Origin of the sequence: Collinsella aerofaciens, assembly GCF_040910185.1 — a bacterium.
GTDB lineage: Bacteria > Actinomycetota > Coriobacteriia > Coriobacteriales > Coriobacteriaceae > Collinsella > Collinsella aerofaciens_BF.
Genome location: NZ_JBDGBA010000038.1, coordinates 1 through 4,022, shown reverse-complemented (window position 1 = coordinate 4,022; position 4,022 = coordinate 1). Strand labels below are relative to the sequence as shown.

3 protein-coding genes are annotated in these 4,022 nt (G+C 61.0%); all 3 read right to left on the bottom strand.

The genetic code is table 11. The features are described 5' to 3' along the window. Positions 1–467: 467 nt before the first annotated feature. Positions 468–1,955 carry a YfcC family protein gene (locus AB5Z54_RS09720; protein WP_438265586.1) on the bottom strand — a complete coding sequence of 496 codons (1,488 nt, stop codon included), beginning with the start codon at positions 1,953–1,955 and terminating at the stop codon, positions 468–470. A gap of 138 nt (positions 1,956–2,093) precedes the next feature. Beyond that, the gene (gene argF, locus AB5Z54_RS09715) at positions 2,094–3,089 is read right to left on the bottom strand and encodes an ornithine carbamoyltransferase (RefSeq protein WP_006234279.1); all 996 of its coding nucleotides are present in this window, start codon (positions 3,087–3,089) and stop codon (positions 2,094–2,096) included. Between the two features lie 105 nt (positions 3,090–3,194). Beyond that, a partial coding sequence (locus AB5Z54_RS09710; RefSeq protein WP_368161388.1) for an arginine deiminase occupies positions 3,195–4,022 on the bottom strand: 828 nt, incomplete at its 5' end.

The following is a 4,022-nucleotide window of genomic DNA, read 5'->3' as shown; positions in this document are numbered from 1 at the left end:
CTCGACCTTCTCCCTGCTGTACATGCGAACCTCCAGTCCGGACCGCTTCACGGTCCAACTTTCTGTCCGCACCCCCAGACGGCCAAACAGGAACTATTCCACCGCAACTTCCCCTTTTTGGCGCAAACTAACCTGACCCCTTTGCATCAATAATGGCAGCGCCGCAGGTTGAGCATAAGTCAGCGAGCGACGTCCAGGACGTACAAGTTGGCATGAAAAAGGCAAGGCATAGACCTTTTGGTCATGCCTTGCCTTTTGAATGACAAATTGTCGTCCTGGGCGGCGCGCAGCGTCGACTGGTTGCGCGGTTCGTAGAACCGCGCAACATGAGAGCGCCCCCTCCCGCGCACGGAACGGGAGGGGGCTAAAGGTAGGAGTCTACCGGTGGGTTGACCCCACCGGACAGACGATGACCAGGTGATCCTTTACAGGATCGTCAAGGTTTCCGTGGGGTACCCGTTGGGTACTTAGAGCAACACGCAGGCGACGGTCAGGATGATGGCGCAGACGACGGAGAGCGCGACGATGAGCTTAAGGGCAAACTTGAGCCAGGTCGTCCACTCGATCTTGGCCAGGGCGAGACCGCCCATGATGGCGCCGGAGGTCGGGGTGAACAGGTTCACGACACCGATGGCGGCGGAGAAGATCATGACCATGACCTCGGGCGAGAAGCCGAGCTTAACAGCCAGCGGTCCCATGATGGGCATGGAGACGGTGGCCATACCGGAGGTCGAGGGGATCAGGAAGGACAGGCCGAAGTAGACCAGGAAGCTCATGGGAGCGAAGATCACGCCGGACAGGCCAGCCAGGGCATTGGCGGCAGCGTCGAGGACGAAGACGTCGAGGCCGGTGTTAGCCATGAGGACGGAGATACCACGAGCGAGGGCGATGACGAGAACAACGGACATCATGTCGGCAGCGCCGGTGATGAAGGTGTTAACGATCTGCTTCTCGGACAGGCCACCGATGATACCGATCAGGACGGCCATGAGGAAGAACCAGGTGGAAGCCTCGTCGAAGTACCACTGGCCAATGGGCAGGCCGGTGATCAGGGCAGACCAGCCCTGGACGACGGCGTTACCGTCGGCGTCGTAGACAGCGCCAGCGTCGAAGAAGTTGGCGACGCCCTCGTTGAGGTCGGCCAGCGGAATGAAGCCGACGATCATGACGACGAAGGTGAAGGCGAAGGCGATCAGAACACCCTTCTGACGACCGGTGAGCTTGACCTCCTTGTGGACCTCGGAAGCAGCCTTGCCGTGAGCCTCTTCGGCGTCCTTGAGCTCCTGCATCGACAGGATGGTGGAACCCTTGTCAGCCTTGACCTTCTTGGCGTAGCTCATCACGAAGAAGATGGACATAGCGGTAGTGACAATCCACAGGACGGCACCGAGGCCGATGATGATGGACTGGTTGACCTCAATGCCAACGCCGGTCAGAGCGTCGACGGCAGCGCCGACGGCGAACGGGTTAACCGTGGAGCCCAGGCAGCCGCAGCCAGCGCCGAGCAGGACGGTAGCGGCACCGACCATGGGGTCGAAGCCAGCAGCCATCATGGTAGCGGCGAGCAGGGCGTAGAAGGGAACGGTCTCCTCGCACATACCATAGGTGGTACCACCGAGGGAGAAGATGAGCATCAGCACGGGAATGAGCATAATCTCGTTGCCCTTAAGCTTCTGCACCAGAACGGCGATGCCGTTGTCCAGAGCGCCGGTCTCGGTCATCATGCCGAGGAAGCCGCCCAGGATCATAACGAAGAGGCAGACGGGCAGAGCGTCAGCGAAGCCCTTAATCGGGGCGGTGCAGAAATCGCTCAGACGGGCGGCAGTAACCGCGCCGCCGGACGTGCCGGAGACGATAACGGTAATCACTGCGACAATTGCCAGCAGAGCAAGAAGAATGGTGAACGATGAAGGCATACCGCGCTTTTTCTTAGCGGTCTCAGTCATAGTTCTCATCCCCCCTTCATAAATCATTTACTGATCTCGCCAGAAGCGGCTCTTCCGTGCCGTGCCTGCCGCTTGATGCGAGATTATTACCAGATAAAACCGCTCGGGGTGTGCAGCAATACACCCCGAGCGAGATGCTAGATGCTCTTACTTGAGCGTGGCGTACATGACAGCCTTAATGGTGTGCATGCGGTTCTCGGCCTCGTCGAAGACCTTGGAAGCGGGGCTCTCGAAGACCTCGTCGGTGACCTCCTGCTCGGTGATGCCGAACTGCTCGCACTTCTCGGCGCCAATGGTGGTGTTGGTGTCGTGGAAGCTGGGCAGGCAGTGCAGGAAGATAGCACCCGGGTTGGCCATAGCCATGACCTCGGAGGTAACACGATACGGGGTGAGCTGAGCGATGCGCTCGGCCCAGACCTCGTCGGGCTCGCCCATGGAGACCCACACGTCGGTGTAGATAACGTCGGCACCGGTGACGCCGTCCTTGACGTCGGTGGTCAGCTTGATGGTGCAGCCGTTAGCCTCGGCGATGGGCTTGCAGGCCTCGATGACGTCGTCAGCGGGCATGCACTCCTCGGGGCCGCAGGCCACGAAGTTCATGCCGAGCTTGGAGCAGACGACCATGAGGGAGCGAGCGACATTGTTCTTGCAGTCGCCCATGAAGACGAGGGTCTTGCCCTTGATGTCGTAGTTGAAGTTCTCCTGGACGGTCAGGATGTCGGCGAGCATCTGGGTGGGGTGCCACTCGGTGGTCAGGCCGTTCCACACGGGCACGCCGGACTTAGCAGCGAGCTCCTCGACGTCGTCCTGGGCAAAGCCACGGAACTCGATGCCGTCATACATGCGGCCGAGAACGCGGGCGGTGTCCTCGATGGACTCCTTCTTGCCCATCTGCGACGAACCCGGATCGAGGTAGGTCACGCCCATACCCAGATCCATGCCGCCGACCTCGAAGGCGCAGCGGGTACGAGTAGAGGTCTTCTGGAAGAGCAGAACGATATTCTTGCCCTCTAGATAGCGGTGCGGAACGCCAGCGCGCTTCATATCCTTGAAGTTCTTGGAGAGCTTGAGCAGGTACTCGATCTCCTCGGTGGTGAGGTCGAGAAGCTTGAGGAAGCTACGGCCGGAGAGGTTAACACCCATGGTTCGATTCCTTTCGAAGAACTGAATTACGTAAGTATCAGTGTTGCCCGTTTAACGGGCGAAGCCGGTGCGGTTGTAGGGGGACCGCACCGGAAACGGAAAGACTTAGAGGTCCTCGCGCCAGAAGGGCATGCTCATGCAGCGCGGGCCGCCGCGGCCGCGGGAGAGCTCGGCGGAGGGCACGACGAGAAGGTCCAGGCCCTCCTTGTACAGCACGTCGTTGGTGACGGTGTTGCGGGCGTAGACGCAGATCTTGCCGGGCTCGACGCACAGGGTGTTGGAGCCGTCGTTCCACTGCTCGCGGGAGGCCGCGATCGGGTCGCCGCCGCCGCAGGGGATCAGCTTGACCTGGTCGACGCCGGTGGCGTCCTCCAGGACGTGCTCGAGGGTGTCCTCGATCAGGCGGATGTTCACGTCGCCCGGGTTCTTGCCGGCGGTCAGCTCGTAGACGCGCAGGGTGCCCATGATGGCGGGGTGGATCGTGAACTTATCGACGTCGATCTGGGTGAAGACCGTGTCGAGGTGCATGAAGGCGCGCGAGACCGGGATGTCGAAGGCCAGGATGCGCTCGACCTTGGAGTCGGAGTTCCAGAAGATGTTCTGGGCCATGACGTCGATCGCGGCGGCCTGGGTGCGCTGGGAGATGCCGACGGCGAGGGTCTTCTCGTTGATGTTCAGCACGTCGCCGCCCTCGGTGTGGAACTGGCAGTCGCGGCGGAAGTACAGCGAGACGTCCTTGTAGTCGGGGTGGTACTTGAAGACGTACTTGCCGTACAGGGTCTCGCGGTTGCGGGTGACCGAGTACATGCGGTTGAGGTTGACGCCCTCGCCGACGACCGCGAACGGGTCGCGGGTGAAGTAGAGGTTGGGCATCGGGTCGATGATCAGGTCGGACTCGGACTCGGAGTTGACCAGGGAGTCGAGGGTCGTGGA

What these genes read in the sequence shown, in the direction of transcription:
- argF (WP_006234279.1), bottom strand. Translation starts at nt 3,089, where the DNA reads ATGGGTGTTAACCTCTCCGGCCGTAGCTTCCTCAAGCTTCTCGACCTC.
- AB5Z54_RS09720 (WP_438265586.1), bottom strand. Translation starts at nt 1,955, where the DNA reads ATGAGAACTATGACTGAGACCGCTAAGAAAAAGCGCGGTATGCCTTCA.